The 23,411-nt window shown below is 58.9% G+C and carries 21 protein-coding genes; 5 read left to right on the top strand and 16 right to left on the bottom strand.

Features of this window, described 5'->3' with window-relative positions; translation table 11 throughout:
- Positions 1-101: 101 nt before the first annotated feature.
- From GZH79_RS09655 to GZH79_RS09640, 4 genes are all read right to left on the bottom strand, one after another.
- Entirely contained in the window at positions 102-593 is a 492-nt protein-coding gene (locus GZH79_RS09655; protein ID WP_211643585.1) for an Lrp/AsnC family transcriptional regulator, read from the bottom strand.
- 160 nt (positions 594-753) lie between these two features.
- A complete protein-coding gene (locus GZH79_RS09650) occupies positions 754-1,782 on the bottom strand; it encodes an extracellular solute-binding protein (protein WP_211643584.1) in 1,029 nt (342 codons plus the stop codon).
- Positions 1,752-3,125, bottom strand: coding sequence for a sensor histidine kinase (locus tag GZH79_RS09645; protein ID WP_211643583.1), 1,374 nt, complete (start codon positions 3,123-3,125; stop codon positions 1,752-1,754). The genes GZH79_RS09650 and GZH79_RS09645 overlap by 31 nt, the downstream gene beginning before the upstream one ends.
- A complete protein-coding gene (locus tag GZH79_RS09640) occupies positions 3,118-3,789 on the bottom strand; it encodes a response regulator transcription factor (RefSeq protein WP_211643582.1) in 672 nt (223 codons plus the stop codon). The genes GZH79_RS09645 and GZH79_RS09640 overlap by 8 nt, the downstream gene beginning before the upstream one ends.
- A gap of 125 nt (positions 3,790-3,914) precedes the next feature.
- On the opposite strand from GZH79_RS09640, the gene GZH79_RS09635 reads away from it, so the two are divergent.
- The 3 genes from GZH79_RS09635 to GZH79_RS09625 all read left to right on the top strand — a co-directional run bounded on the left by GZH79_RS09635 (position 3,915) and on the right by GZH79_RS09625 (position 7,027).
- Positions 3,915-4,901, top strand: coding sequence for a tripartite tricarboxylate transporter substrate-binding protein (locus GZH79_RS09635; protein ID WP_211643581.1), 987 nt, complete (start codon positions 3,915-3,917; stop codon positions 4,899-4,901).
- A gap of 111 nt (positions 4,902-5,012) precedes the next feature.
- Positions 5,013-5,501, top strand: a complete 489-nt coding sequence (locus GZH79_RS09630; protein WP_211643580.1) for a tripartite tricarboxylate transporter TctB family protein — start codon at positions 5,013-5,015, stop codon at positions 5,499-5,501.
- Positions 5,502-5,512: 11 nt separating this feature from the next.
- The gene (locus GZH79_RS09625; protein ID WP_211643579.1) at positions 5,513-7,027 is read left to right on the top strand and encodes a tripartite tricarboxylate transporter permease; all 1,515 of its coding nucleotides are present in this window, start codon (positions 5,513-5,515) and stop codon (positions 7,025-7,027) included.
- 89 nt (positions 7,028-7,116) lie between these two features.
- Here GZH79_RS09625 and GZH79_RS09620 read toward each other — a convergent pair whose 3' ends face one another.
- From GZH79_RS09620 to GZH79_RS09570, 11 genes are all read right to left on the bottom strand, one after another.
- The gene (locus GZH79_RS09620) at positions 7,117-9,357 is read right to left on the bottom strand and encodes a TRAP transporter fused permease subunit (protein ID WP_211643578.1); all 2,241 of its coding nucleotides are present in this window, start codon (positions 9,355-9,357) and stop codon (positions 7,117-7,119) included.
- Positions 9,358-9,474: 117 nt separating this feature from the next.
- On the bottom strand, positions 9,475-10,461 hold the full coding sequence (locus GZH79_RS09615; protein ID WP_211643577.1) for a TAXI family TRAP transporter solute-binding subunit: 987 nt from the start codon (positions 10,459-10,461) through the stop codon (positions 9,475-9,477).
- Positions 10,462-10,686: 225 nt separating this feature from the next.
- Positions 10,687-12,021 carry a sigma-54 dependent transcriptional regulator gene (locus GZH79_RS09610; RefSeq protein WP_211643576.1) on the bottom strand — a complete coding sequence of 445 codons (1,335 nt, stop codon included), beginning with the start codon at positions 12,019-12,021 and terminating at the stop codon, positions 10,687-10,689.
- Positions 12,018-13,796 (bottom strand): ATP-binding protein, encoded by a 1,779-nt coding sequence (locus GZH79_RS09605; protein WP_211643575.1) that lies wholly within the window; start codon positions 13,794-13,796, stop codon positions 12,018-12,020. Before GZH79_RS09605 ends, GZH79_RS09610 begins: the two co-directional genes overlap by 4 nt.
- A 122-nt stretch (positions 13,797-13,918) precedes the next feature.
- The gene (gene phnE / locus GZH79_RS09600; RefSeq protein ID WP_211643574.1) at positions 13,919-14,731 is read right to left on the bottom strand and encodes a phosphonate ABC transporter, permease protein PhnE; all 813 of its coding nucleotides are present in this window, start codon (positions 14,729-14,731) and stop codon (positions 13,919-13,921) included.
- Positions 14,728-15,534, bottom strand: coding sequence for a phosphonate ABC transporter, permease protein PhnE (gene phnE / locus GZH79_RS09595; RefSeq protein WP_211643573.1), 807 nt, complete (start codon positions 15,532-15,534; stop codon positions 14,728-14,730). Before phnE (GZH79_RS09595) ends, phnE (GZH79_RS09600) begins: the two co-directional genes overlap by 4 nt.
- Positions 15,531-16,352, bottom strand: coding sequence for a phosphonate ABC transporter ATP-binding protein (gene phnC, locus GZH79_RS09590; protein ID WP_211643572.1), 822 nt, complete (start codon positions 16,350-16,352; stop codon positions 15,531-15,533). Before phnC ends, phnE (GZH79_RS09595) begins: the two co-directional genes overlap by 4 nt.
- A 74-nt stretch (positions 16,353-16,426) precedes the next feature.
- Complete coding sequence (phnD, locus tag GZH79_RS09585; protein WP_211643571.1) at positions 16,427-17,377, bottom strand: phosphate/phosphite/phosphonate ABC transporter substrate-binding protein; 951 nt, start codon at positions 17,375-17,377, stop codon at positions 16,427-16,429.
- Positions 17,378-17,601: 224 nt separating this feature from the next.
- On the bottom strand, positions 17,602-18,198 hold the full coding sequence (locus GZH79_RS09580; protein ID WP_211643570.1) for a DUF1190 domain-containing protein: 597 nt from the start codon (positions 18,196-18,198) through the stop codon (positions 17,602-17,604).
- 51 nt (positions 18,199-18,249) lie between these two features.
- Positions 18,250-19,443 carry a glutathionylspermidine synthase family protein gene (locus GZH79_RS09575; protein ID WP_211643569.1) on the bottom strand — a complete coding sequence of 398 codons (1,194 nt, stop codon included), beginning with the start codon at positions 19,441-19,443 and terminating at the stop codon, positions 18,250-18,252.
- 175 nt (positions 19,444-19,618) lie between these two features.
- A complete protein-coding gene (locus GZH79_RS09570; protein ID WP_211643568.1) occupies positions 19,619-19,915 on the bottom strand; it encodes a PRC-barrel domain-containing protein in 297 nt (98 codons plus the stop codon).
- 273 nt (positions 19,916-20,188) lie between these two features.
- Between GZH79_RS09570 and GZH79_RS09565 the strand changes: the two genes are divergently transcribed.
- A complete protein-coding gene (locus tag GZH79_RS09565) occupies positions 20,189-20,773 on the top strand; it encodes a TRAP transporter small permease subunit (RefSeq protein WP_249219073.1) in 585 nt (194 codons plus the stop codon).
- On the top strand, positions 20,773-22,164 hold the full coding sequence (locus GZH79_RS09560; RefSeq protein ID WP_211643567.1) for a TRAP transporter large permease subunit: 1,392 nt from the start codon (positions 20,773-20,775) through the stop codon (positions 22,162-22,164). The genes GZH79_RS09565 and GZH79_RS09560 overlap by 1 nt, the downstream gene beginning before the upstream one ends.
- Before the next feature lie 69 nt (positions 22,165-22,233).
- On the opposite strand, the gene GZH79_RS09555 is transcribed toward GZH79_RS09560, so the two are convergent.
- Positions 22,234-23,319: a TRAP transporter substrate-binding protein gene (locus tag GZH79_RS09555; RefSeq protein WP_211643566.1), complete on the bottom strand. Its 1,086-nt coding sequence runs from the start codon at positions 23,317-23,319 to the stop codon at positions 22,234-22,236.
- Positions 23,320-23,411 lie beyond the last annotated feature (92 nt).

Here is a 23,411-nt window from a genome sequence, read left to right as displayed (position 1 = left end):
AACTTAGGTCCAAACGATGTGCGAAATTAGCCTGAAAAATGGGCGCTTTCAGGCCAGACGGGCTGTTTTTTGGCAAAGTGAGGACCGTTCAGTCTGTTCGGTCAACCGTTGGTTTTTGCGGCCAGTTTGATCAGGTTGGGCTGGGTTGCCTTGACGACTCGGGTCGCGATGTAGGTCATGTACCGATCAATCCCAAGTTCTGCATCCAGCATTGCCTGCATAAGCGTCTGGAACGTGCCAAGGTTGGCATTGATGACCTTCAGAACGTAATCCATGCCACCGCCGGTGGCGGCACATTCTGTGATCTCGTCCCGTCCCATGACAAACGCTTCGAACCTTTCAAAATCGGCCTTGCGATGGTGGGTCAGCGACACTGTCACCGTGACCTGCGTAACATCGCAGACCCGTTCCAATGCAATGTCGCCATGATACCCCCGGATCATGCCCGCTGCCTTTAGCCGGTCGAGTCGCGCCCAGCATGGTGTCGCGGAAATGTTGGCAATCTGCGCAAGCTTGGCCTTGCTCAGCTGGCCATGCTGCTGCACCGCGCACAGGATGCGAATGTCGGTCGCGTCGAGGCCAATCCGTTTCATTCCCAGGCGATCCACCTTGCATCAATAGTGTCGCGGTGACGCACCGCTTGCGATCCCGAATCCTAAATGCGAATCCCGAAAATAAGGGCCGAAATTGCGACCCTTTCTATGGCGGTGGCGGCAAATGGTGATGCGACAAATGCGCAAACGGCAATGACAGCTATCGCTGTTCCATCGCGTCTTCCCACTCTGTCAGAAAATTCCGTCTGTTCAGCGGATCAAGATAGACCATCAACGCAGGGCCAAGCCGGATTGGGCCGAAGCCCGACTTTTCCAACGGACCCGACAGGCTAAGCGAGGGTAAGGGCCAATCGCCGGGCTGGTCGCGTATGCCCAGCGTCGTCAGCATGTCGATCATCGCACCTGCCGCATCGATGTCCTGTGCCGTGGCGGGGATAAGCACGGTGCGAAGCATGACATTGGTAAAATCCTGCATTTCCAGAATTTGCATGCGGCCGCCCTTGTCCGCTGCCAACCGACCGACAGCGTAACTGTCCAACACGTTATAGGCCAAGGCAAGACGCCCCTCATCGACATCGTCGATCATCTGCCCAGAGCAACAATAAAGCTGCGGATCAAGACGGCCCATGACTTCGTTCAGGCGCCAAAACGCATCTGTGGCGCGGTCGTCCTGCGTCGCAAAAAGATATCCCAACCCGCTGACCCGGACATCATATGTGCCCACCGCGCCAGCAAAGCGGTCGGGATTGTCACGCAGAAGCGCAAGAAGATCCTGTCGGGTTTCGGGCAGATCAAGACCTTCAAAAAGGTCCGTGTTGACGACCACGACAGCAGACTCCGCTGTGATTGCAAATATAAGGGTGCGCCAGCGCGCCCAGTCGGGCAGCTTTTCCACCGCATCGGACCAATAGGGCAGGGCGAATCCGTCGTTGGCCAGTTTCAGTTGCAGGTCCATCGCAGAAGAGATCGCAAGATCGAATTGCGCACCGTCACGGATCGCGCGGTGCAATTCGCTGGACGAAACAACGGTATAATCCACTGCGATATCAGGTCGTATGTCCTGAAACGCCCGGACATAAGGCGCGAACAATGCAAGATCGGTGGTCGACAGGATTTTCAGAACGCGCGCGCCACTGCCGGGGAAATACTGATGTTCTTCGACGTCCAGTGCGCTGGCGTGGCTTGTTGTCCAAAGGATCAGGCCGAAGGCAAGGTAAAGCAAACGCATGCGCCGCCCCTTTCGTTGTGCGTTGATGTGGTCAGTTCGATCCGACCGCCGTGGGCGGCCATGACCTCTGCCACGATGGTCAGCCCCAGTCCCGAACCGACGATACCGCCGGTATTGGGGCCACGACGGAACCGTTCGGTCAGCGTATCAAAGGATTCATCGCCAAAGCCGGGCCCTTCGTCACAGATTGTCAGATGGGTTTCGCTGTCGCTGCAGGTGATGTGCAGGGTCACGGTCGTATCCTCAGCAGAATATTTTATGGCGTTGTCCAGCACGTTGCGAATGGCGCTTTCCAACAGGATCGGATCACCGATGACGGGGGCCTGTTCGCCGTCCAGCCGCAGACGAATATCGCGCATGGACGCGGTGGGTTCCATTGCGGCCAGCGTGTCGGCGGCCAGTTCTGACAGGTCCAGTCGGTCCTGTGTCAGATTTTCAGTCCGGTAGGCAACGGTCGCATGATCCAGCAATTGCCCCGCCGAACGCGAGCTTTCGTCAACGGCGCGGATGATCTGGCGCAGGCGGTCCTTTTCCGTGTCACCCTGCACGGTGCGCAGCGCGATTTCCGCCTGTGCCCGCACGGTTGCCAGTGGTGTCCGGATGCGGTGCGCAGCTTCGGTGATAAAATCCTCTGACCGGCGGATCGAATTGCGCAAGCGGTCCATCAGCCGGTTCAGCGCTGTCAAAAGCGGTGCAAGCTCTGCCGGTGCATTGCGTTGCACGGGGCGAAGATCGGACGGACCGCGCCGTGACACGGCAGCCGCGATTTCGTTCAACGGGCGCAGCGATGTTGCCGCGACAACCGCAGAAAGCCCGACAGCCACAGCAAAAAAAGCCAATGAGAAAAACGCCGCCAGCTGCGACAGGTCGGCAGCGATCGCGCCGACGCCGTCACGGGTCTGGGCCACGGTCACGGTGACCTGCGTCTGTCCGTCCCCCACGGAAATCAGCCGTGTCGTTGCGGCCATGCGGATCGGAACGCTGCGATAATTGGCGGTGTGGAACATCACCTGACCCTGCCGTCCGGTTTCAAACGATGGCAGGTCGTCGTAACCTGTCAGTGTCCGGTCGTTGGCCGTAACCCGGTAGAACACCAAATCCTGACTGATCGCGCCGAGCATGGCAAAAGCGGCATAGGGCAATTCCAGCCGCACCTCTGCCTGTTCGCTTCGCAGGGTTTCCGCGATGGTCGTGACAGAGGCTGCAAGGACGTTGTCCTGGGTCCGCTGCGTTGCTTCGCGTGCCAGCACCGTGACCATGGCCCAACTGAGCACCGACAAAACCGCCGCCACCGCCGCCAGCAACAGCGTCAATCGGCGACCGATGGATTGGGATTTAGTCATTTACCCCGGTCTCTATGCGGTAACCTTCGCCGCGGACGGTTTCGATGCGCAGACCCATCTGGTCGATCCGGCGGCGCAACCGCCCGACATACACCTCTATCGCGTTTTCGGTGACGGTGGTGTCATAGGAAAACAAACGATCCATCAGGTGCGATTTGGATAGGATCTGGCCGGGGCTGCGGGCGAAAAGTTCCAGCAGGCGGATTTCGCGGCTTCGCAGTTCAAGCGTTTGACCGTCGCGCTGCAAGGTGCCGGCAAGCAGGTCGAACGAAACTGGGCCAAGCGCGATTTCATTGCGCGCCGTCCCGCCACGGCGCCGCAGTACGGCACGGCATCGCGCCTCGAGTTCCGAAAAATCAAAAGGTTTGGTGATGTAATCGTCTGCCCCCTGATCCAGTGCGCCCACACGGTCGGATACCTGACTGCGCGCGGTCAGGACGATCACCGGCGTTTCCAGACGTGCGCGGTTGCGCGCCAGAAAATCGCGGCCATCGCCATCGGGCAACATCACGTCCAGCAGGATCAGGTCATAGGTGGCACCGGCAAGACAGTCCTGTGCATCGGCCAGCGTCGTCGCATGATCGACGGCATGACCGTCCAGCGCCAATCGCTTGATAACGGCGTCGGCGAGTTCGACGTTGTCTTCGATCAGAAGATAGCGCACGCGATACCCCCCGCATCCCTGCACATGGAACTGGACTAGATCCCTGTCAGGTTTCTGTCAGCTTGGTGTGATTAGCTAGCGTTATGGGTGGGAGAGGACCACCTGTCAAATGGGAGGAATTACCAATGAACACCCTTGGGTGGACACGTCGCGCGTTGATCGCAGCGGCAACAGCAAGCTTTGCAGCGACAGGCATGGCCAAGGCCGAAGGCCATCAGATGATGGACTCGGTGCATTTCCTGATCCCCGGCGGTGCCGGTGGTGGCTGGGACGGCACGGCGCGCGGCACGGGCGAGGCGCTGATGAATGCAGGTCTGGTCGGCAACGCAACTTATGAAAACATGTCTGGCGGCGGCGGCGGTGTGGCGATTGCCAACCTGATCGAAAACGCGGCCAGCAGCGACGGCACGCTGATGGTCAATTCGACCCCCATCGTGATCCGCGCCTTGACCGGCGAGATTTCCCAAAGCTTCCGTGACCTGACCATGGTTGCAGGCACTGTGGGCGACTATGCCGCCTTGGTGGTTCTGGCAGACAGCCCGATTGAAACGATGGAAGACGCGCTGGAAATTTACCGCGAAGACCCCAATGCGCTGACCATCGGTGGCGGTTCGGTTCCGGGTGGCATGGACCACCTTGTTGCGGCCATTGTCATGCAGGGCGCCGGTGAAGACCCGACCGCCTTTAACTATATCGGGTACGATGCCGGTGGCGAAGCAATGGCTGGCCTTTTGTCCGGTGAAATCAAGGCACTGTCCACAGGGTTTTCCGAAGCAATCGGACTGGCAGAACAGGGTGAGGTCCGTATCCTTGGCGTAACTGCGCCGGACCGTGTTCCTGCATATGACGCGGCGCCGACCTTTGTCGAACAGGGGATCGATGCGCAGTTCGTGAACTGGCGCGGTTTCTTTGGCGCGCCCGGTCTGTCTGAAGAAAAGCAGGCCGAATATCAGGCGATGCTGGCCGCAATGATGGAAACTCCCGAATGGGAAGAAGTCCGCGCGCGTATGGGATTGGTGAACATCTACCAGCCCGGTGAAGAATTCACCCAGTTTCTAGAGCAGCAGGAAATCCAGATCGGTGATCTGATGCGCGAACTGGGCTTCCTCTAAAAACTGTTCCTCGCCGCTGTCGCTGGCAGAACATCGGAACGCAAGCCGGGTGCCCCTGCGTGGGGCATCCGCACACACTTTGCTTATCACATCCTCGGGGAGGGACCGCCGATGGCACTCGATCGCTGGATCGCGCTGGCCTTTATCACGCTGTGCTGCGTCTATGGCTACGCCGCATTCTTCACAATGGACGACCAATTGCCGCCGATCCTGCAGCGCAATCCGGTCTGGCCATCAACCTTTCCCAAGATATTGACGGTAGCGGGGCTGGTCGTTGGATTTATCATTCTGTTCAGCTCAAAGCCCGCCGCAAACGAGACCAAGAAAGACGGCGCGATCGATCTGACGCGGCTTGGCGATTACCATGTTGGGCAGGCGCTTGGCTTGATCGTCCTGATGCTGGGCTACGCCCTGCTGCTGCGGCCGCTGGGGTTTCTGGGCGCGACGGTGGGTTTTCTATTCGTCGGCTCGCTGCTTCTGGGTGAACGGCGTTTTCACATCATGATTCCGGTCGCTGTCATTGCTGCCGGTTCGATTTGGTATCTGGTCCAAGAGGTGCTGGGCATTTTCCTGCGCCCCTGGCCCGGCATGTTCATGTAAGGGTTGGACAAATGATTGAAGGTATTCTGATCGGGCTGGCGACGGCTGTCACACCATTCAACCTGATGATCGTCGTGCTGGGCTGTGTGATCGGCACGCTGATCGGCATGTTGCCGGGCCTTGGCCCGATGTCGATCATCGCCATCATGATTCCCATCGCCATTGGCATCGGTGATCCGACGTCGGCGCTGATTTTGCTGTCAGGTGTTTATTACGGGGCGATTTTCGGGGGGTCGACATCGTCGATCCTGTTAAACGCACCGGGCGTCGCAGGCACCGTCGCCACGTCGTTCGACGGCTATCCCTTGGCCCGTAAGGGACAGGCAGGCAAGGCGCTGACCATTGCTGCTATCGCCAGTTTCGCAGGTGGCACTATCGGTGCGGTCCTGTTGATGATATTTGCCCCGGCCCTGTCATCTGTGGCGCTGCTGTTTCATTCGGCAGAATATTTCGCCTTGATGGTTGTCGGTCTGTCGGCCATCGCGGCCTTTGCCGGTACGGGGCAGGTGGCCAAGGCGCTGATGATGACGGTTCTGGGCCTTATGCTGGGCACCGTTGGCGAAGGTGCGCTGTCGAACACACCGCGTTTCACCTTTGGCATGATGGAACTGCAATCGGGTTTTTCGTTCATCACGCTGGCTATGGCGATGTTTGCCCTGCCCGAAGCGTTGTTTCTTGTCATGAACCCGGGCCGCGCTGCCACGGGTGACAGCGGCAAGATCAGCGGATTGCGCATTTCGCGCAGCGAAGCACGCAGCATCGCACCAGTGATCGGGCGTCAATCAATTCAGGGCTTCTTTATTGGTGTATTGCCGGGGGCGGGGGCGACGATTGCGTCATTCTTGGGCTACGCCGTAGAGCGCAACATCGCAAAGGGGGCCGAACAGGCCGAGTTCGGCAAAGGATCGATCAAGGGGATTGCCGCGCCCGAAGCCGCGAACAACGCCGCCTGCACCGGATCATTCGTGCCACTGCTGACGCTGGGTATTCCGGGGTCCGGCACGACAGCAATTTTGCTGGGCGCGCTTTTGGCACTGAACGTGACGCCGGGACCGCGGCTGATGATCGACGAACCAGATGTGTTCTGGGCCGTCATCATGTCGATGTATATCGGCAACCTTGTGCTGCTGGTGCTGAACCTGCCGCTGATCCCCTATATCGCCAAGATCCTGACGATCCCGCGCACCTTTCTGATCCCGTTCATTTTGTTTTTCACGCTGATGGGCAGTTATCTGGGTCAGAATAATTCCACCGAATTGCTGATACTTGTGGGGTTCGGTATCGTGGCAACCATCCTGCGGTTCGCGGACTATCCGCTGGCACCGCTGCTGATCGGGTTCATCCTTGGCGTGATGCTGGAAAACAATTTTGCCCGCGCGATGCAGCTTTACCGTGGCTTTGATTTCATCGTTGAACGCCCGATGACGCTGGGCTTGCTGGTCTTGGCCGCCTTGCTGGTGATCCTGCCTAGCTTCCGGTCTTACCGCGCGCGCAAACGCGCAGAAGGCGTCGCCGACGGGGATTGATGGTGCGTGGCGCGAAACAGAGCAAGCCAGACACATAAAAAAGCGGGGCCACGTGCCCCGCTTTTTTCGTCTTGTGTGCTGGTGTCGGTTCAGGCTGCGGCTGCGCTGTCCTTGCCGGTTTTTGGCCGGGTCGCCTTGGTCAGCAGATACAGCGCGACCGCCCCGCCGACCCCGATCGCGTCAGAGATCAGTCCGCCTTCGATCATGAACAAGGCGACCACAATCAGGCCCACCCGGACAACGACGGATGCGCGACCGCCGACCCACCACCCCTGTACGCCGGACGATAGCAGAAACACACCGAATATGGCCGTCGCCGCTGCGCGCAGAATTTCATACCACGCGCCATCGAACAGGATCGCACTGTTGTAGAAGAACATGAACGGCACGATAAAGGCGGAAATCCCGATCTTGAACGACGCCATAGAGGTCGACATCGGGTTCGATCCCGAAATGCCAGCCGCCGCATAACTGGCAAGTGCCACAGGCGGCGTGATCGCGGACACGACCGCAAAATAGAACACAAAGAAATGTGCCGTCAGCGCCGGAATCCCCAGTTGGATCAAGCCCGGCGCCACCACGGACGCGGCCACCGCATACGCTGCTGTCGTCGGCATCCCCATCCCCAACAGGATGGAAATACACATTGCGAAAAACAGGGCCAGCAACTGGTTTGCATCTGCGATGTTCAGCAGCACGGACGAGAACCGCGCACCCACGCCGGTCAGTGAAATCACACCAACGATGATACCCGCGCAGGCACAGACCGCGATGATCTGGATCGACATGATGCCCGCCAGTTCAAACGCCTTTGATACGGATTTGATCCCCATCCGGTAGGGCGTGAACCAACTGACGACCGCCGCCGATGCGGTGGCAAGCGTGCCCGCCCGGATGACCGAATATCCCATGAACAGCGCAGCAATCAGGATGATGATGGGCAGGAACAGGAACACCCGCCGGACCATGTTGCGGAACTTTGGCAACTCATCCTCGCGCATGCCGCGCATACCCAGCTTGGCTGCTTCGAAATCCACCATGAAATAGATGGATACGAAATACAGCACGGCCGGGATAATCGCCGCGATCGCGATGTCGGTATAGGGAATACCGGTGATTTCGGCCATGATGAACGCGCCTGCGCCCATGATCGGCGGCATGATCTGACCGCCCGTGGATGCCGCAGCTTCGACCGCGCCGGCGGTCTGGGGTTTGTATCCCACCTTTTTCATCAGCGGGATGGTCAGCGACCCCGTCGCCACGACGTTCCCGGCAGAGGTACCGTTGATCATACCCATCAGGCCGGACGCAAAAATCGCGACCTTGGCCGGGCCACCGCGCGCGCGACCGGCGGCGGCAAAGGCAAAGTTAACGAAATAATCACCGACCTTGGATGCCTGTAAAAAGGCCGCAAAGATGATGAACAAGATGATATAGGTCGATGACACCGCAGTGGTCGGCCCAAGGATACCAGCGTCCGTATAGACTTGGCTAAAGAACCGGTCCCACGCGATATTCGGCGCGTTCAGGAACCCCGGCAAAAGATCACCGACGAACACATAGACCAAAAAGACGCCCGCAATGATGATCAGCGCCAGCCCGGCGACGCGGCGGGTCATTTCCATGATCAGGGCCGTACCTGCGACCGCCGCAAGGCTGATGCCGATCGGGGCAAAGGGTGTGCCCGTGGAATTGCGCATCAACGTGCCATAGATCGTGATCAGATAGGCGGCGACTGCAACGGCACAGATCGCAAGCACGATATCTGCGCTTGCGATGGCCCCGCGAACGCGGGGGCGCATCCAGCCCAGCACGATCCCGGCGGTGGTCGCGACCAGCAACGGCAGACCGTAATGGTAGATTTCTGCATTGCGAATGCCCGCATCCATCCCGTTCCACATGGTGCCACCGGCAATTTGTGACGCAAACGACATCGCGGTATAAAGCGCATAAAGTGCCGGTATGGCGGCGGCATAGGCCACCAGATCAAGCGGGTGTTTATATCCGCCATGATCAGCCTCGGAGAATGACCGCGCGGAATACAAAAAGAAACCCAGGATCAACGCGCCGGCGATATGCACGATGCGGAAATTCCATGTTTCCATCGGAAATGAAGGGAGTCCCGGAATGTCGATTCCGGTCCAGCTGTTGATCGACCACCCATTCAATGCCGCCATATGGAACAGCGCGTAAAAGCCTGACAGCACCGCGACGGCGATATAGGTATTGCCTGCATAGATGCGGCGGTTGTGTTCGACAGGTTCGTCGTCGACCCCGTCAGCAATCACAGGCCCATCTGTCTGATCGTCAAGTTGTGTGTTGGTGGTCATGAAAAGCCCCATCGGCACGCAGGCGCCCTGTTCGGGCGCACTGGTGCAACAAAGTGTTGGATTGTCGGCGTGATATCGTAGGGGCCGCGCCAAAGCGCGGCCCTGTGCAGATCGGGCTTAGTTGCCGAAGATCTGGTCGGCGGGAATGTCCGCGTCCGCGTTTTCGATGAACCATTCAGCCGCACCGGGGTGCCATTTCAGCACGTTGTTGTTCTTGTCCCAGTTTTCGGGCAGCGTCGAACGGGCGGCGCGGTGGATGTTCACCATACGCTCGTTGTCGGACATCACCACGTCAACAGCCGCTTTGACAAAGCTGGCGGGCAGATCGCAGTTGGCGATTGCAAAGTTCCACATCGACACCGACCGCGCCGGCTCTTCAAGCGAGGTGTAGGTGTCTGCACCAATTTCAAAGTTGGCAACCGGGAAAGTTTCCATCAACTGGGCCTGCTCTTCTTCGGTGAACTCGATGATGTTCACGTCGGTTTGCACTTCCAATTGGCTGACGGCTGGCACGGGCACACCGGCGGCAAATGCGATCACGTCCAGCAGGCCATCCTGAAGCTGACCACCAAGGTCCGCCCATGCGCCGTTGCGACGTTCGAATTCAACGCCCAGCGTTTCCATCATGCGCGGGAAATAGGTGTCGGACGTGGACCCGGCAGGACCGAAACCGATGCGCGCGCCGTCGGGAATTTCTGAAACGGTCGTGATGCCGGACGATGTCAGTGCCGTCACCGAGAACGGCGTCTGGTACATCGGGAACATCGCGCAGGCGTTGGTCATTTCCAGACCGGGGGCGATCGGATTGGTGCCAGCGACGGATTCGGCTGCCGGGCCCATGGTCGTCATGCCGAATTGCGCATCACCGGTGTGGACCAGTGCCATGTTCTGCATCGGGCCGCCGGTGACTTCACCACCGCCGGTCAGGCCCAGCTCTTCGGCAACAAGGTTGCCCCAGCCAGAACCATAGGCGAAATAGGTGCCACCCTGCGACGCCGTGCCAACGGTAAAGCTTTCAGGCCAGTCGGTGCGGTCTTCGTGCGCTTCGGCATAGACGGATGTTGCTGTCAGTGCCGTCGTCGCAACAAGAGCTGCAAATTTCATGTGTTTTCCTCCACAGAATTGACCGACCTTTTTGGGGTCGGCGTGATATCGAACGGGCAGAAAAATCCCGATCCGCGCGGTTATCAATGCAGCTATGCGCCCGGCGCAACCGTCTAACCGGTCGCGATTGGCTAAAATATCGCAGTGTCGGCGGCCTATGGGTTACAAAGGGGGCAAATTGGCATTTGCATGTGTCGGAACCGAAACATGCGCAGGGATGCGCGGTCAGGTTTCGGCGTCACCTTTGGAAATATTGTATTTCTGCATCTTGTCATAAAGCGCTTTGCGGGACAGGCCCAAGGTTTCGTAGGTGGGTTTCAGTTTGCCGCCCTGCGCCGTCAATGCCGCCACAATCAGGGACTTTTCATGGGCCGCAACCGCAGCGGCCAATGTCCCGGTCTGTTCATCCACCGACAGGGTCGCATCTGCGGTATCCAGACCCAGCACGAATCTATCTGCAGCATTGCGCAGTTCGCGCACGTTGCCGGGCCAAGCGCGGGTTGCCATGCGCGATAAAACCTCTGCCGGGACATCAGGCATCTGTCTGGAATATCGGGCGGCTGCCTGTGCAACAAGGTTCAGAAACAGTGACGGTATATCGTCGCGTCGTGCATCCAGCGGCGGCACTGCAATCGTCACGACGTTCAGGCGATACAGCAGATCAGCGCGGAACGTGCCCGCCGCGACTGCGAGTTCCAGATCGGATTTCACAGCGGCAATGATGCGAATATCCAGCGCTACCGGTTCGTTGGACCCCAGCCGCGTAATTTCGCGCGCCTGTATGGCGTGAAGCAATTTTGCCTGCACGGTCACTGGCAAGCTGTCGATTTCGTCCAGAAATACACTGCCCTTGCGGGCGTATTCGAATTTTCCGAACCGTGCCCGCATGGCCCCCGCGAATGCGCCTGCTTCGTGCCCGAACAATTCCGTTTCCACCAGATCGACTGGCAGGGCGGCACAGTTGATATGGACGAATGGATGCGGGGCGCGGTCGGACATATCGTGCAAGGCCCGCGCGGTCAGATCCTTGCCCGCCCCGGTCGGGCCCTTGATCAGCACGTCAGTATCTGTCCGGGCGATGGTGGCGATGTTCTTGCGCAGTTCGACCATGACATCGGATTGTCCGATCAGGCGCGATTCAACCTTGTCACGACAGCCGACTTCGCGCTTCAGGGACCGGTTTTCCAGCGTCAGCCGTCGTTTTTCCAGTGCGTGATGAATCGTGCTGACCAGCCGCATCGGGGCAAAGGGTTTTTCGATGAAATCATATGCGCCTTCGCGCATCGACTGCACGGCCAGATCAACGTCGCCATGCCCGGTGACAAGGATCACGGGGAATTCCGGATCGATTTCCAGGGCCTGCCGCATCAGCCACAGACCGTCCCGCCCCGGCATACGGATATCGGTGACCAGCACACCGGGAAACCCGCGACTGATCCGGGCCAGCGCGTCTTCGGCCCGTTCAAAGATATCGGCGGGCAGATCGTGTAGCATCAACGTTTGGTGCCCGGCGTTGCGCAGTTCTTCTTCGTCATCGACGAACAGCACGGTCTGGGTCATTCCGCCGCCTCGCGCAGCGGTGTTGCCGGTTGCAGTGTCACGGTGAATACGGCACCGCCGTCGGGATGATTGGCCGCCGTCATGGTCCCGCCAAAGTCGGTGACGATATTGTAGGAAATCGACAATCCCAACCCCAGCCCCTTGCCCGGTGGCTTGGTCGTAAAGAACGGATCGAACATCTGGTCGGCTGTGGCTGCGTCGACCCCCGGCCCCCGGTCGCGCACCACGATGCTGTGCCCGGACACGGTCAGCGTGACCAGTGGGTCGGTCTGTCCTTCCATGGCGTCCAGTGCATTGTTCAGCATGTTGACGATCACCTGCTGCAAACGAACATGGCCGCCTGTCACATACACATCGTCGATCGGCGCGGTATAGTCGATGCGCCCCGCGCCGGACGCCAGCCGCACATCGATGACCGCCAACGCATCATGCACCACCTTGTTCAGCAAAAGCGGGCCTGTCGCTTGCTGCGGTCGGCGCGCAAAGTTGCGCAGATGCGCAGAGATTGACGCCATCCGGTCCGCCATTTTTGAAATGCGGTCGATATTGTCGCGCGCCTCTGCCACCCGGTCGCGGTCCAGAAAAGCGCGCGCGTTATCGGCATAGGTTTTGACTGCAGCCAAGGGCTGGTTGAATTCATGTGACAGGGCGGCAGACATCTGGCCCAGCCCCGACAGTTTACCCGCCTGAATAAGGTCGGTCTGGGTATTTTTCAGATGTTCCAGCGCTTTTTGCAGGTCCGCCGTGCGTTGACTGACGGTTGTTTCCAGCAGCCTTTTTGCCCTTTGCTCGCTGATCAGCGCCTCTTTTTGGCGCGCCTGTTTCAACAGATAGGACAGCAACGCTGCGATCAGCAGCAAGACGATCAACCCGATCATCAACAAGGTCGTCACGGCCGTCAGCAGGGCAGGGGCCGTCGACTGCAATGCTGTCATGGTCCAGCCCCGCTGAGGCAAGGTGACAAAGGTCATCACAAAGCTGTCCGTCGTGTCCCCCGTGATCGTCACCCGTTGGGCCGTATCGCTTAAATCCTCGGTTGTGATCGGCAGCAATTCTATCCGGTCGATCGGATATTGCAGGTTTTGTGCGATCACGCGCCGTGTGGCATCCGTCAGCGGCCGCATGGCGCGGAAATGCCAGTCGGGCCGCGACGACATCAGCACAAAGCCGTTCGTGTCTGACACGATGAATTCGCGGCTGGCGCCGTTCCAGACGCTGTTGAACGCTTCGATATTGAACTTGATGGCCAACACACCGACGATGCGATCCCCGACTTCGACCGGGGCGGCATAGAAATAGCCCCTTTCGCCGGTGGTGGTGCCAGACACCTGAAAGCTGCTGAGCGCGCCGTAAAGCGCGTTCGTGAAATAGGTCTGGTGGCTGAAATTGCGCCCGACATAACTGCCGTCGTCCTGATAGGTCGCGGCAGCAATCGTGCGCCCGGTAATGTCCATCAAAAACACGTCCGACGCATGCACCATCGCGGCAGTCTGGCGCAAATCCTCGTTGACGGTGGCCGCCAAGGCAGGGGTGTCGGGATTTTCCAGCAGCTGTCCCAGACTTGGACGTTCGGCAATCAATGCGGGCAGCGGTGCATATCGCTCAAGTGCCGCCTGCAGGCTTTGTTTTGCAAGATGCAGCAATTGTGTGTCGTCTTCCGCTTGTTCGCGCAGGTAGTGCTGTTGCAGATGCGGCAACGTCAGCGCACCGACCAGCAGGGCGGTCAGCGCCAGCGCGCCGGTCAACACGAAAACCTTTTGACGATAAACGTTCATGCGCCCCTGTATGGTGGATTGCCGTGCGAAATCACAGATGCAATCGCAACCCCGTCACGGTGCGCACATCTTGATGATGTCCGCCCCCAGTCGCGTCAGGGGGCCGGCGGTCCGAACCCCGATCAGATGATCGCGTGCCGCACCCGCGCTGACACCCATTCGCTGAGAACGACCGTGGCAAGGATCAGCAACAGGATCACCGTGACCTGACTCCATGCCAGTGTGTTTAATGAAGCCTGAAGCTTTAGCCCGATGCCACCCGCCCCGACCAGTCCCAGAATGGTGCTTTCACGGATATTGATGTCCCAGCGGAACACCGTGATGCCCCAGAACGCAGGCATGATCTGCGGCACGATTCCGTAGCTTAGAACCTGTGCGCCACTCGCGCCTGTCGCGGTGATCGCTTCGATCTGGTTGGCATCGGTTTCCTCAATGGCCTCATACAGCAGCTTGCCCACAAAACCGATGGAACGTAGCGCGATGGCGACGATGCCGGCCAACAGGCCCGGACCGATGATCGCCACCAGCAGCAGCGCCCAGATCAAAGAGTTGATCGACCGCGACGCCACGATGATGAACAATGCAAGCGGGCGCAGAATCCGCGCCGACGGTGTCGTGTTGCGCGCAGCCATGAACGCCACGGGCACGGCCATGATCACCCCGCCGATGGTGCCTAGCGTTGCGATGTTGATGGTATCCCAAAGCGGTGCCCATAGTTCCGGAAGATAGGACCAGCGCGGTGGCATCATCCGGTTGCCGATGTCAGCGGCCTGCCGCGGTGCGTCGGTGACAAAAAACCAGATCGTGTCCTTTGTCATGACCTGCCAGCAAAACACGAACAGGGCCACCAGTGCGAGCCACGCGCCCCAAAGCGCCAACCGCCCGCGCGGCGTGCGATAGGACCAGACCTGACTGTAATGCGAGATTTCGGTCATTGAAGGAACTTCCGCAGATAACTAGAGCTGTATTCAGCGACCATGACGATGGCGATGATGATCAACAGGATGGCGCCCGCGCTATCGTATTCATAACGGTCGATGGCGGTATTCAGCGTGGCCCCGATTCCCCCTGCGCCAACGATCCCGATAACCGCGCTTTCGCGAAAATTGATGTCGAGCCGATAAAGCGACAAGCCGATCAGGCGTGGCATGACCTGTGGCTGAACCGCATAATTCACCAATTGCACCCATGATGCGCCAGTAGCGCGCACCGCTTCGGCCTGAGATTCGTCAATTTCTTCGATATCGTCTGCAAGCAGCTTGGCGATAAAGCCGATGGTGGCGAAACTTAGCGTCAGAAAACCCGCAAAGGGGCCAAAACCGAACATCGCCACCAGAAAGATTGCGATGATTATTTCCTGCAAGGCGCGGCTGACGGCAATGATGGATCGGCAGATGTAATATATCCAGCGCGGCGCAAGGTTGCGCGCCGCACCGATCCCGATCGGGATCGAAATGGCCACGCCCACGACGGTCGATGTCAACGTCATGGTCAGGCTTTCGATCAGACCTTGGCTGATATCGCGCCAGCGGCTTTCAAAGTCCGGTTGCAGAAAGCCCATGACAAAACGTTGACCGCGTTCCAGCCCGTCATAAACGCGCGACCAGTTCACATCGACGGTGCTGATGGCGAGGACAAGATAAATCAGGACAGCCAATTGGAACGCAATGCGCCAGCGTCGGTTCTTGATGATCTGCGGCGGGCGGCGCCATGTAGTGGGGTAGGCGGAATTGGTCATTGGACCAGGGCCGCCATGCGATTGCGCGCGTCTTCTTCGGCGTTTGTTTGTTCCTGATCGCCACGGCGCATTTCATTCCAGTCTTCGGCGCCATAGATCGTGGTCAGTGCCTCGTGGGTCAGTTGTTCCGGCGTCCCGTCAAACACCACCCGGCCCGCGCGCAACCCAACGATGCGCTGCATGAACTGCTGCGCCAGCGGCACGTCATGGATGTTGACGATGGCGGGAAGCCCGCGTTCGCTGCAAATTTCCGTCAGCAGGCGCATGATCTGACGGCTGGTCTTTGGATCAAGGCTGGCGGTCGGTTCATCGACCAGCAGCAGCTCTGGGTCTTGGGCCAGTGCCCGAGCGATGCCGACGCGTTGGCGTTGACCGCCTGACAGCGCATCCGCCCGTTTATCGGCATGTGCCATCAACCCGACACGGTCCAGCAACTGATACGCGCGCTGAATGTCGGCTGGCGGATATTTCCGCAGGAAGCTGCGCCAGAACGGCACGTATCCCAATCTGCCGGACAGGACGTTTTCCATCACGGTCAACCGTTCAACCAGCGCATATTCCTGAAAGATCATGCCGATCCTGCGACGCTGTCGGCGCAGATCGGCCTTGCCCAGCCGCACAAGATCCACATCGCCCAAAAGCACCTTGCCGCTGGTCGGCTGCACCAGGCGATTGATACACCGGATCAGCGTCGATTTACCCGCCCCTGATGGACCGATCAGCCCGAGGATCTGACCTTTTGGAACAGTCAGCGATACGTCTGCCAAGGCAGCGTCACCAGTCTTATAGGTCTTTGACAGACCATCGAGGATCAACATCTGTATATTTCTTTCGTGCGAATGCAGACGGGCGGCGCGAGGCCGCCCGTGGCAAAATCATGCAAACTTAACGATTAGTTGCAATCGTAAACGACGCTGTTGGCCTCGTCGATGGTGCGGATCACCGACCATTCTTCCTGAAATGTGATCGGGATGAACTGTGCTTCGCCAGAGTTTTTGAACTCTGCCTCCAACGCGGAACCTTCCCAGTCAAAGCTGAAAAACGCCTCTTGGATCGATTCCTGAAGTTCGGGGGTCAGGTTGTAGACCGTGCCGTAACCCGTGGTCGGAAATGTCTGCGAGGTATAGATCGACGAAATTTGGTCGGACGTGACCGCATCGCGTTCGATCATGCGCGCCAGCACCGAATTGGCGATCGCGGCGGCAGGATAGTCCTGGTTAGCCACACCCAGGATCGAATTGTCGTGCGAGCCGGAAAAGACGGGTTCAAAATCGTCACCAGCGACCATTCCGAACTCCGCAGACAGGATTGCGGACGGCGCTTTGAAACCGGAATTGGACGTCTCGGACGTGAACGCCATCTGCTGGCCACGGATGCCTTCCACGTCGCTGATGCCGGATTCGGGGTGCGTGATGATTTCCATTTCGTAGCCGAATGAACCATCCTCTGCTGCCATCATCGCAAAGGGGCGGAACCCGGCACAGGCCACGGCCAGCGGGTTGGCACCTGTGTTGAAACCCGCGATGTGCAAACGACCTGCGCGCATGGCTTCCAGTTGTGCAGCGTTTGACTGGACCGGGAAGAACTGAACATTGCGACCGGTTGCTTCTGACATATGGTCAAGAAAACCTTGCCAGACTTCGGCATAGACGGCGGGGTCTTCGACCGGGGTGTATGCGAAAATCAGTGTTTCAGGGTCAAGAAGCTGTTCCGCATCGGTCGGAATGTCCGCGACCAGATCGCCGTCGGCATCGGTGAAACGCGCGTCCAAAGCGAATTCCGCATGGGCTGGCAGTGCCATTGCAATCGTGGCAGCGGTCGTAAGGGTGGCTATGGTTTTCATGGTATCCCCAGGGTTTAGTTTCCTTGCAGTCACTAGAGTTTTGATACGTCACTTTTGTGACAATTGCGACCTGGGTTTCATCCGTTAAATGTTATTGAGCCATGGCCGCTATAATCAAAGCAGCCGACAGGGCTTGTCCTGCCCTTTGAACGGCTGGCCGATGCTTGGGCATCATGACACTACCAGCTTTGACAGACGGCACAGAACCGATGCGCTGGTCTGTCTTAACCGCCCGATGTGGTGCGGCCGCTTGAAAAGCCACCCGTACGGCTGGACCCAAAGCCGCCGGTCGCGTTGACCGTGGCGCGCGACATCGGGGCCGCAGTCGCTGTTGTCGGGGCCGCGCGAAAGCTGGCGGCGGCCATTTTTCCGCTGCCCCGGTTCGTATTCAGCACCGTCGCACCGGACGCCGTCGCGAATTTACCTGCTGAATCGCGATACAGGGGCTGGGTCTGTGCCCTGCTGTTGCTTAACAGACTGCCCATCAGGTAGCCCGCCATCAGCGGCATAAAGATCGACGAACCGCCCGCACCCTGCTGGGCCACGCATTCGCCGCCGTGCTGTTCTTCACACAGTGCCAGATCGTCATAGCGGGGTGCCGATCTTTCGTATTCGACCAGCGCTTCGGCAAACGCCGTTTCGCAATCCGCGACCGAAAAGGCCTGTAGCCCTTCGCGTGCCGCCGCGACGCAGGATTCCTTGTCCGGAAAGGCATTGGCGTCCACGCGGTCATCTTCGCAGGCGGTCAACGCAAATGCGCTTGCCCCAAGCAGGATTGCGGGCATGATCCGTGTTCGTTTCGACAGATGCGGTGCGGTCATGGACAGGTCTTTCTACGGCGTTGCGGCTAACTGCCCAATATATAGGGTTGATCAGTCAAGGATGTAATGCGGTTTGAACCGGCTAAGGTTCTGGGTGATCCGCGATTTATCTTCACGCAGACCCATGCCGACGCAGGTTTGGCCCACCACCCATGCGCCGATAACAGGATGAAAGCCTTCAAATTCAGGCATTTCGGCGTAGGCCTGAACGATCATCGGATGTGTGGCATAGGTCTGATCCGTCAATGCCTCTATCACATGTTCACCGCGCGCAATGGTCACACTCGCACCTTCACGACCGAACACCGGTTTCGTTACCGTGCCGTGGGCCAAGGCTTCGCTGGCGCGTGCAACAGCATCGGACCCGGCGTCCATTTCGTCCGCAAAGAAACTGGGCAAGAGGTTGGGGTGCCCTTCGAACATGCGCCACAGCACGGGCAACAGCCCTTTGTTGGACACAACAGCCTTCCATGCGGGTTCGATGAACTGGCAGTTGGCTGTAGCCAGATGTTTGGCGAAATCGTCGCGCAGCAGGTCTTCCCACGGATAAAGCTTGAACAGCTTGCCGATGATGCGGGCATCCGCGTCTGCGAACTGGCCGCTATCGGTGACGCCGATCTGCGGCAGATCGACGAAATGTGCGCCCATATCGGCGGCGCGGGCGGCATAGGCCAGCATTTCAACGGTGGCGTAATCTTCGACCATCGCTTCGAACGCTGTGAAATGAATGTCTGTTCCGGGCGCGAACATGGCCTGAAACTGCGCGGTCAACGCCTCAAATATGCTGTTGAACTGGTCGCTGCCGTCGGGCAGGGCCCCGCTAGCAATCATGTCTTCCAGCCATGTCCACTGAAAAGATGCGCTTTCGAACAGGGCCGTGGGCGTATCCGCGTTGTATTCGATCATCTTTGCGGGGCCGGTTCCATCATAGATCAGGTCGAACCGACCATAAAGTTCCGGCTGGCCGGACGCCCATGAATCCGCGATCAAATCCCAGTGCACGCGCGGGATTGCCAGCCGTTCCATCAGCTCTTCTGATGCGATAATCTCGGCTGCAGCGGCGCGGGACATCTCGTGCAGTTCTGTTGCGGGGTCTTCAATATCGTTTTCGACCTGCGCAAGCGTGAATGCGTAAGCCGTATCTTCGTCCCAATAGGGTTCGCCATACATCGCATGAAACGTGAAACCTGCCGCTTCCGCCTTTTGTGCAAGGTCGGGGCGCGCGCCAAGGTGGATGCGTTTCATGGGCATTGGTTCCTGATTTGGCGGCAGAACACGGGTTTGCGTTCATGCGGACGTGCGCGGCGGGTAGACGGCAAAAGCCATCACACGTCAACGGGACAGATTGTCAGGAATGCCAGTAACACAGTCCGGATCACGCGACGCGTCTGGCACGTCGCGTGATCGGTTTTTTGACGGATCAGTCCGTGTGTTCCGGCAGTTCTTTCAGTTCGTCTTTTGTCATGCGTGTCGTGGCATGAATATTGCCGTTTTCATCACGCATGAAATTCAACTGCGAAACGGGCAGGGCGACACGCTTTGCGCCGATCCCCAAAAAACCGCCCACGTCCACAACGACGTCAGCCGTCGGGCCTACGCCGTGCATATGAGAGACATCGCCGATATCGTGGTCATCCGGGCCGTAGACGTTGATGCCTTCGACGTTGGTGACGTTCAGGTCTTCGACGCGCATCGGTGTATGTGTTTTATGGTCCATCGTGTGTTCCTTCAGGTTTGACATCAGATGTTTCTAAAACCGGAAAGACGCCCCGCAGGTTCCTATGCGGGTATCGCGGGCAACCGTTTGTGTCGGGTTTCTTGATCCTGATTAAGGCTATGCAAGAAAACATAAATCCAGACTGGTTGCGCGGAAAATGGCGCGCGGCAAAGGTTGACTGCACACAGTCCGCGGCGGATGAAGACACGGCAAGGACCTGCAAACGCGGGGCGTGCCGTCGTCGTCTGTGTACAGTGTGAATGGGGTTCGATTTTGCGGATACTGGGTTATCTTGCGGCGGCGATCAGCCGGGTCAATTGGATGATCGGCCAGATCTTTGCGTGGCTGTCGCTGGGGATCGTGGTGGTCTGTTTCACGGTCGTTGTGTTGCGTTACGTGTTCGCCACCAGTTTTCTGTGGCTGCAAGACCTGTATATCTGGCTGAACGGGGCCATGTTCATGGCAGTGGCGGGATTTGCGTTGTTGCGCGACGATCATGTCCGCGTTGATATCTTTTACCGCCCCGCCAGCGTCAAAACCCGTGCCAAGGTGGACCTGATCGGCGTGCTGCTGTTCCTGCTGCCGTTTTGCTATATCGTGCTGATCTATTCGCTGCCTTTCGTGCAGCGGTCGTGGTCCTATTTCGAAGGCTCCGCCAACGTGGGCGGTATGCCGGGACTGTATATCCTGAAAACATTCATCATCGGGTTCGCAGGGCTGTTGGCCTTGCAGGGCGTGGCGATGCTGTGCCGGTCCGTGCTGGTGCTGGCGGGGCGCGATGATCTGGTGCCGCCGATGATGGCTTACCCCGCGACACAATCCGCTGCGGACACCGCCGCAATCGAAGGGCTGCACTGATGGATCCGGTCATGCTGGGCGAATTGCTTGCTGGGTTGATGTTCTTTGGCATCATCGGCTTTTTGCTGCTGGGTTTCCCGGTCGCCTTTACGCTGGCTGGTGTCAGCCTGGGGTTCGGGGCCGTCGGCTGGGCATTCGGCGTGTTCGATCCGTCGAATTTCGGCGCGCTGCCGAACCGCTATATCGGATTTATGACGAACGAGGTGCTGGTCGCGGTGCCCCTGTTCATTTTCATGGGCGTCATGCTGGAACGGTCGCAGATCGCGGAACAACTGTTGCTGACCATGGGCAAACTGTTCGGCAACCTGCGCGGTGGGCTGGGCCTATCCGTTATTCTGGTGGGCGCGATGCTGGCGGCATCCACGGGGGTGGTGGGTGCAACGGTCGTCACGATGGGGCTGATTTCGCTGCCCGCAATGCTGCGCGCGGGTTATGACCCCAAGATCGCCACCGGCGTCATCTGCGCGTCCGGCACACTGGGACAGATCATTCCGCCGTCCACTGTGCTGATTTTCATGGGCGATATGCTGTCGGGCATCAACAGTCAGGTGCAGATGGAAAAGGGCAACTTTGCCCCGGTTCCGGTGTCGGTCGGTGATCTGTTCGCGGGCGCAATCCTGCCGGGGTTGATGCTGGTCGGGCTATATCTGGGTTACACGATCTTCAAGGCTATCATCGACCCGGAATCGCTTCCCGCCACCCCGCTCAGCCCAGAGGACCGCGCGTCGCTTGGGCGCGAGGTGCTGGTGGCGCTGGTTCCGCCGCTGTTGCTGATCATGGCAGTGCTGGGGTCGATTTTGGGCGGCATTGCCACCCCGACAGAAGCCGCATCCGTTGGCGCTGTGGGCGCGATGGTCCTTGCGGCGTTGCGGTGGCGTCTGTCATTTTCGATCCTGCATCAGACGGTGATCGCCACGGCCACGATCACGTCGATGGTGTTTATCATCCTGCTGGGCGCGTCGGTATTTTCAGTCGTGTTCCGCCTGATGGGTGGCGACAATCTTGTGCATGAATTCCTGTCGGACCTGCCGGGCGGCACGATGGCCGCCGTTGCGGTCGTCATGGTGATCATGTTCCTGCTGGGTTTCATCCTCGATACGTTTGAAATCATCTTTATCGTGATCCCGATCACAGCGCCCGTTCTGCTGGCGCTGGATGTCGACCCGGTTTGGCTGGGCGTGATCGTGGGGGTGAACCTGCAAACGTCATTCCTGACGCCGCCCTTTGGCTTTGCGTTGTTCTATCTGCGGGGGGTGGCGCCTGCGGACATGCCGACATCCGCGATCTACAAGGGGATCATCCCATTTGTCGTGTTGCAGATTATCGCCATCGCGATCCTGTTTGCATTCCCCGGCATCGTCACATGGTTGCCCCGGCTAATCGCGGGCTGACGCGGACGCCGCATGCAAAAAGGCCCGGACGCACTGTCCGGGCCTTTGTCGTTTTCAGTGGCCGTCAGGTCAAAGCGTCAGGTACTTTTCGCGGGCCTGCACAAAGGGCGCGTCGATGTCTTGCGTACGGGTGCGCAGCACCTTCAGCGATTCAACAAAGCTTTCGGCGGTTTTCTTGACCAGTGCGTCGCCGCTGTCGCGCAGTTCTGTCAACACTTCCATCGACGCGGTGGCACCTGCTTCCAGAATGCTGTCGGGGAATTGCCGCACGTTCACGCCATGATCGTTCACAAGCGTTTGCAGCGCGCGCGGATCGTTGGCGGCAAAATCGGCGGCGACCATGTCGTATTCTGCCTGACTGCAATCACGCACGATGGCTTGCAGGTCTGCGGGCAGCGCCTGATATTTCGCCTTGTCGACGACCAGTTCGGTCGCAAGCCCCGGTTCCACGAAGCTGGGGAAATAGTAGTTCTTGCAGACCTGATAAAATCCCAGCGCCAGATCATTGTAGGGTCCGACGAATTCTGCAGCGTCCAGCGTGCCGGACTGTAAGGCCTGAAAGATTTCGCCAGCAGCCATGTTGGTGACGGTCGCACCCAGCTTTTCCCAGACCTGACCACCCAGACCGGGGGTGCGGAACCGCAGGCCATTGACGTCTTCGACGCCCATCAGTTCATTCTTGAACCAGCCACCGGCCTGCGTGCCGGTGTTGCCTGACAAAAAGCCCTGCACGCCGAACTGGTCATACACCTCGTCCCAGATTTCCTGACCGCCCATGAACCGGACCCAAGCACCCAGTTCTTGCGTGGTCATGCCGTAGGGCACGCCGGTAAAGAACGACAGGGCGGGGGATTTGTTCTGCCAGTAATAGGCAGCACCGTGGCTCATTTCAGCTGTGCCGTCGATCACGGCGTCCAGCGATTGCAGCGGTGGGACCATTTCACCGGCGGAAAAGACCTGTACGGTCAGCCGTCCACCCGAAGCCGTGGTGATCCGGTCAGCAAGGCGCTGGGCACCGACACCCAGACCGGGAAAATTCTTTGGCCACGTGGTGACCATCCGCCACGTGGTATTGCCCTGCGCGATGGCGGGTGCGGCCAGTGCTGTGGCCGTGGCCCCCAGCGCGCCTGCGCGAATGAAAGAACGACGATCCATTGTGTAACCTCCTGCAACATGGAAAGCGGGCCACCGATCAAGGTCGCCTGACGCGGCATCGAACCGAGGGGCCGGGCGGATGTCCAGACTTG

Source organism: Loktanella sp. SALINAS62 (genome assembly GCF_018263905.1).
In the GTDB taxonomy this organism is placed as follows: domain Bacteria; phylum Pseudomonadota; class Alphaproteobacteria; order Rhodobacterales; family Rhodobacteraceae; genus Loktanella.
Note: the sequence above shows the minus strand (reverse complement) of the source record. Positions and strands in the feature narration are given on the sequence as shown.